Genomic DNA, 6,394 nt, shown 5'->3' with positions numbered 1-6,394 from the left:
TTATTTCAGGACGGGACAGATTTAAAAACAAAAGCTCTGCACGATGTGTTGTCATGCAGAGCTTTCATTTCTGTATTTATTTTTCAACTATTTAGTCGGTGTAACAATGCTAAAGAATTTCAATTCCTCTTTTTTAAATCGATTATTCAATTCAATCAATACATCATTTTTAAAATCTCCACCATTGGCCGGATTATCGATCCAACAACCTATACTCAAATAAATCATCTCTTCACTGATATCCTGAACACTAATACCTACCCCCAACTCAGGTTTACTATGGCTACTATGCCCAACAGCTTCTTTAATCCACAATTTCATTGTTTCCAAATCAGCTGAGCGGTCTACCTGAACGACAAAACTCGTCCTAGCATCATCGTTTGATAACGTCCAATTGACTACCCGGCCAGATAGTAGATCACCATTAGGGATGATCACTTCTGCTCCATCCCCCGTATTCAAAATACTTGCACGAATACCAATTTCCTTTACGCGCCCTTTTTTATCAGCCAATTCAATACGATCACCTACCCGAAAAGGTTTATCAAAAGCTAAAATGATTCCAGACACAAAATTATTAATGATATTTTGCATCCCTAAACCGATACCAACACTTAAAGCCCCTACAATGACTGTTAGCTTATCCAAACTAACACCTAGAGCAGATATCGCTATAAAAAATCCAATAACGATGATGATCAACCTAAATAAAGGAAAAAGCGTCATTTTATGATCGTAATCTTTGCTTAAAGCGCCATTCTCTCCCCCGATCAAAAGTAAATTCAAGTTCTTCTGAAACCAATTAGCAGCAGCTAATATAAAGAAGGCCAGCACTAGATTACCAAAATTAAAATTGATACCTCCGAGTTGGTGATTATTACTTAAAAACTTAGAAACAGATGTTGCCAATGAAGCTGCAAATTGCAAGTTATTTGCCAGTACAATAATCGCTAATAGAAGACACAAAAATTTCAGGGCATCGCCTGTAGCTTTCAATGCTCGTTCTTCATTGAATCGCAACCAAAAACCTTTTTTCACTCGATTTCTGGCGAATTGATTTTTGACATCGTCCTTGATCATATGGATAAAAAACGTCAACGTAAAAGACTGGGCAAGCCCAACAGCGCCAGCAATACTAAAACTGCGAGAATGATCGACATATCCTAAAATATTCAAAAAGATAGCACCACCATTTAAAATAGCAAATATGATAAAAACAGGTAATTGAATATATCCAGCTGCAGCAGGATCTTTAATGTGTTTCTTTAAATAAAAACCAATATAAAGAGCCACGATATTAAATATAATACAGACAATCCGCATGATAAGATCTTCACTTACAACAGAATTTACAAATACATCACAGATGTAAAACAACAATAGAAAACCAACAATTTTACCGTGTTTTAGCGTAAAGTTTTTCCGAAGTAAAATCCCAAAAAATACCATTAGCAGCAGCTGTGTTGCCTGAATGACTAATGTTGGGGTTACGATCGAGACAATGGGTAATAAGGTCAAAAATAAAATAATAGCTTTGCCAATAAGAGACCATATATTAAATGGTAGCTTTACCTCCCTCTTACTATTATTATCTTTATTTAAAACAAAGGCCGTAGATGTGATCCAATATAAATATGCTATAACCAAAATAATCAATAAAATCCTACTTGTCCATGCAGTTTTATTGACATAAGTATCTATTGACCTACTCTTTCTGTAGTTATTTTTTAAATTGTTTAAAATTTTCTCTTTTGTTACTGTTGTATTACCGGCTTTCCACAAAGAACTTTTTACAGTAGCTGAATCCGAAGGCTCTTTATTGATTTGTTTAGTAACAATTTCCTTTACACGGTGAGATAAACTATAATAAGCTTTCAAATTTTCATTCGTAATATCAACAGAAACTTTTAGCGAATCAATTTTACTTTGAACTTCCTGCTCGGCAGTTGTCAGATAATTATTCAATCTTATACTCGTTTCACTTTGACTATACTTTGATCTAAAATCTTTCAATTGACTTAAAGTCAGGTGGAGACTTCGATTATAACTATCCAAACTTCCCTGAAAAGTATTCAGATCTGCGATCTGACTTCTAGCATGCACGGTCCACCTCTCTACAGAATCTGGAGGTAAAGTTCCCACAAAAGCATTGACCTTTTCAATAAATTGTGTCCGAAGATCACGCTTGTGTATAGCCTCATTTTCTAATGCGGCCGCACGGATATTCGTAATATATTTAACATTTATTTTTGACAGGTCCATTCGCAAACTATCGATAGCTGGATCCGACTGGACAATTGAACTATCAACGTGACTACGTCGCGCTCGACTTTCTCGACGACTTAAATCTTTACGATTTCGAGAATTACCTGTAATAGAAGAACTTTTCTTTGCATTACTAGTATCAACAACAATTTGTGTAAATCCAATTTCTCCAAAAAAAAGTAATAAAAATAATACTAAGATATATTTTGATTGTTTCATTTAATATGTAATATAAATTATAACAAGGGTAAAGGTCGGTGATTTTGGTAAAAACACTCTTAATCAACATTAAAATCAAAGTAAGTTTTTTGATAAGGTTCATTAATCAAAGTGAAATGCCACCATTCCTTAGCATAACCTTTAAAACCATATTTAGACATGATATTTTTCAACAATGTGCGATTCTGTTTTTGGACACCATTGATCTCTTGACTATCAAAATGTGAAATAGAACCAAAAAAATCAAAAGGACTACCCATATCTATTTCCTGACGATCATGGATTGTAATTATTGTGAGATCAACCGTACTACCACGGCTATGTCCAGACTTACCTGCTATAAAACCTAATTTAAATAAATTTCGTTTATCTAACTGAGGATAAAATTCCTTTTTACCCAAGGTATCATTAACATTTGTAGCCCATTTTTTAAAATGATCAACTGCTTTTTGAGGACGATAAGCATCAAAAATTTTCAAAGCCATACCTTTTTTATTTAATTCTTTCTCCACCTTTTCCAAAGCTTGAGCAGCAGCCGTAGTTAGAATAAGAACAGGTGATTTATATCCATCAATTTTTTTACCAACAAAATTATGTGAACCATAATAGCGTAAGTCAAAATTGATATCTGGTATAATATCTTGTACATAACTAAAGCCTTTTGGTAACTTTTGTTGGGCAAAGATAGAAGCATGACCAATGATCAAGATAAAAACAAGACAAAAGTATATTTTCATTAGATTCTTTAGCTAAAGTTAACAAAAAATAAAAGATAATGTTTAGTGTATATGCGAGTAGAAAGTTTTGAAAAAACAAAAGCCAGTACATATTGTACTGGCTTTGGGTAAATGATGGGGCTCGAACCCACGACCCTCGGTACCACAAACCGATGCTCTAACCAACTGAGCTACATCTACCGTGTTTGTGCTACAAAAGTAGAACAATTATTGGTATTTAAAAACTGTTTCTAATATTTTTTAACAATAAATTTTTACATCGTTCATAATTAATATTTTAAATTTCACTTATATTGATTCCGTTCAAAAATCAAGAGTGATTTCCCCACTATTTCACACCAATTATATTGGATTACTTGGTATGTATAGCCATTTAACCTCAAGCAAACTCTAATCATTGATTGCTATTTATTGATCAGCATTCGAGATCTGATAAGCCTACATGAACAATCATATTATTAAAATTGAAAGCACCAATTGTCTTTTCATAATTAAACTTCATACTAAGATTACAAAGAACATTAAATTAAAATAATGATGATCCTTTTGTCAATAGCCTGATGCAGATCGCAGATTTTATTTTTTGATTGTATAACGCATTAATTTTTCAATCGGTCACACTGTGATAAAGTTGATCATATTCATATTTATATTTTTGCAAAATCATTTTCCGTTTTAATTTGAGCGTCGGCGTGAGTTCACCTCCATCAATAGTAAATTCCTGAGCAATAATGATCGGCCTCTTGATCTGCTCCCAATTACCAAAATGCTGATTTGCGATCCTTACTTCTTGATTTATTTTTTTTATAACTTTATCCGCCTTTAGAAAATCAGTCTTAGACAATTGCAATAAACTGGGATCTTCTGATTTAAACCAATCGACCAAATGTCCATAATCCGGGACGATAAAAGCAGATGCAAATTTCATCCCCTCGCCCACCACCATAGCCTGTTCAATAAACTTTGATTCCACCAATTTCTTTTCAATAGGTTGTGGAGTCACGTACTTACCCCCGGATATTTTAAAAAGTTCCTTCTTTCGATCGATAATCTTCAAAAATATCCCATCCTCCCAAACACCGATATCTCCAGTATACAGCCATCCATCAATAATGGTTTTATTCGTTTCCTCTGGATTTTTATAATACCCCATCATCACATTCGGTCCTTTGACTAAGATTTCACCGTCGCTCGCCAATTTAATCTGCACATCCTTCACTGCGGGACCAACAGTTCCAACACGAATACCCTTTATATAGTGATTAACAGCAATAAGAGGACTTGCCTCCGTCATACCATATCCTTCATAAATCGGAATTCCTGCAGCTAAAAATACACGTATCAATTTACTCTGTAAAGATGCGCTGCCAGACGCAACTGTTTGTAATGAACCTCCAAGACCTTCATACCATTTATTCAATACAAGTTTTCTCGCTAAATTTAATTTCAGGTCATATAGAAAACTTCTATTTTCAGGAACAGGATCATATTTTTCTCCAACCGATACGGCCCAGTCAAATATCTTGCGTTTTATTCCATTCAGATCATGACCTTTTTTAATGATCTTTTCATATACCTTCTCCAAAATCCGAGGTACTGCAGTCATAATATTAGGTCTTATTTCCATTAAATTTTGACCGATCTTGTCAAATGACTCAGCGATATAAACAGTAATACCGAGATAAAAATAAGTGTAGATAACCATTCTTTCATAGGCATGGCAGGGTGGTAAAAATGTCAACCCTCTATCATATGCTTTACATGGTGTGATCTCAGTTGCAGACCTTACATTTGCAATAATATTATCATGTGATAACATCACTCCCTTAGGTTTACCTGTTGTGCCTGAAGTATAAATCAATGTCACGAGGTCTGTAGATCTGATTTGATCTTTCAGACTTTGGACTTCACGATCCTCTATATGTCGGCCAATTTGAACAATTTCACTCCAATTTCTGATTTGATCGTGTTCTTCAATACAAAAAATATATTTTAATGTATAGATAGAGTCTTTAAGATTGACAATCCTTTGATACAGGCTTTTAGTACTCACAATAGTTACCCGAATTTCTGCATCATTAAATATATATTGATAATCGGCATCAGTTATATTGGGATATATAGCGACTACAACTGCACCTATTTGTTGAATAGCAAAATCCACAATATGCCAGTGTATACCACTTTCTGCAATTAAACCAACTTTTTCATTAGGCTTGACTCCTAGTTCAATTAATCCTTTTGAAATAGCATTGACTTTACTTACAAATTCTGAAGTAGTTAAAGCATTCCAATCTCCATCTGTTTTACTAGAAAACATGGCTAAATTTGGATATAATTCCAATTGACGATCTGCCAAATCAAATATTCTCAATTTTTGTTCCATTCCAATCTATCATAAATAGTGCTCGCCTTTACCGACAAGAATATCTCTTTAACAAAATATGAAGAGAATAAGTTCGCAAAACTAACTAAATTGTCGGTATAAAATAATAAGGATGTTATTATCCATAAAAAGATATTAAGCTTTAATACGATAAACGATCTTTATCTAAACAAAAAAGGCTTTAGAATAAAATCCTAAAGCCTTTACATATTCACTGAACAATTATTTTTTAGCCCAAGTTCTAAAAAATTCCATTACCTTATCTTTATTATAACTTTTGCCATCCTCCAGTGCACCACTTTCTTGAATTTTGAGCACCTTTCCTTCGCTATCTAAAACAATAAAAAAAGGATAACCTAATTTTAATGAATCTGGAACATATTTATTAAACACGTTCTCATTTTTATTCTCTTTAGAATAATTGAGATGATAATATAAATAATTGTTTTGTAGATAATGATTTATATCTGCTGTCTTATGAATATAATCATTGAATCTCAAACACCAGATACACCAATTACCACCTGCTTGAATAATGATATGCTTAGATTCTTTAGCTGCCTCATGAATCAATTGATCTAACTCCTCTTCTGCATTCGCTTCTGGATGATATGGAAATGACAACGTATCTTTCTCTACAGTTGACTTTGTTTGCGCAGTAGCTTGTTGAAAGCTGATACAAACAAAGCATATCACAATGACTCTTACAATCTTTTGCATACAACAACGACCCGACTTAAATATGAAATCAAATTTAAAGAAAGGAGATGTAAATAAAGAACATCAA

4 protein-coding genes and 1 tRNA gene are annotated in these 6,394 nt (G+C 33.4%); all 5 read right to left on the bottom strand.

Features of this window, described 5'->3' with window-relative positions; all coding sequences use genetic code 11:
• Positions 1-87: 87 nt before the first annotated feature.
• The 5 genes from B3P23_RS00370 to B3P23_RS00350 all read right to left on the bottom strand — a co-directional run bounded on the left by B3P23_RS00370 (position 88) and on the right by B3P23_RS00350 (position 6,327).
• Positions 88-2,484, bottom strand: a complete 2,397-nt coding sequence (locus tag B3P23_RS00370) for a mechanosensitive ion channel family protein (protein WP_293923533.1) — start codon at positions 2,482-2,484, stop codon at positions 88-90.
• A gap of 59 nt (positions 2,485-2,543) precedes the next feature.
• On the bottom strand, positions 2,544-3,221 hold the full coding sequence (locus tag B3P23_RS00365) for a M15 family metallopeptidase (protein ID WP_248754555.1): 678 nt from the start codon (positions 3,219-3,221) through the stop codon (positions 2,544-2,546).
• A 106-nt stretch (positions 3,222-3,327) separates the two neighbouring features.
• A tRNA-His gene (locus tag B3P23_RS00360) sits at positions 3,328-3,401 on the bottom strand.
• Between the two features lie 427 nt (positions 3,402-3,828).
• Positions 3,829-5,607 carry an AMP-dependent synthetase/ligase gene (locus B3P23_RS00355; protein WP_045755136.1) on the bottom strand — a complete coding sequence of 593 codons (1,779 nt, stop codon included), beginning with the start codon at positions 5,605-5,607 and terminating at the stop codon, positions 3,829-3,831.
• A gap of 222 nt (positions 5,608-5,829) precedes the next feature.
• A complete protein-coding gene (locus B3P23_RS00350; protein WP_045755135.1) occupies positions 5,830-6,327 on the bottom strand; it encodes a thioredoxin family protein in 498 nt (165 codons plus the stop codon).
• Between the last annotated feature and the right edge of the window lie 67 nt (positions 6,328-6,394).

Origin of the sequence: Sphingobacterium sp. UBA6320, from assembly GCF_002440335.1 — a bacterium.
Classification (GTDB): domain Bacteria; phylum Bacteroidota; class Bacteroidia; order Sphingobacteriales; family Sphingobacteriaceae; genus Sphingobacterium.
The sequence above is the reverse complement of the archived record's forward strand: the minus strand, read 5'-3'. Positions and strand labels throughout refer to the sequence as shown.

Coding starts and splice junctions, on each gene's coding strand:
- B3P23_RS00370 (WP_293923533.1), bottom strand. CDS start 2,484: ATGAAACAATCAAAATATATCTTAGTATTATTTTTATTACTTTTTTTT.
- B3P23_RS00365 (WP_248754555.1), bottom strand. CDS start 3,221: ATGAAAATATACTTTTGTCTTGTTTTTATCTTGATCATTGGTCATGCT.
- B3P23_RS00355 (WP_045755136.1), bottom strand. CDS start 5,607: ATGGAACAAAAATTGAGAATATTTGATTTGGCAGATCGTCAATTGGAA.
- B3P23_RS00350 (WP_045755135.1), bottom strand. CDS start 6,327: ATGCAAAAGATTGTAAGAGTCATTGTGATATGCTTTGTTTGTATCAGC.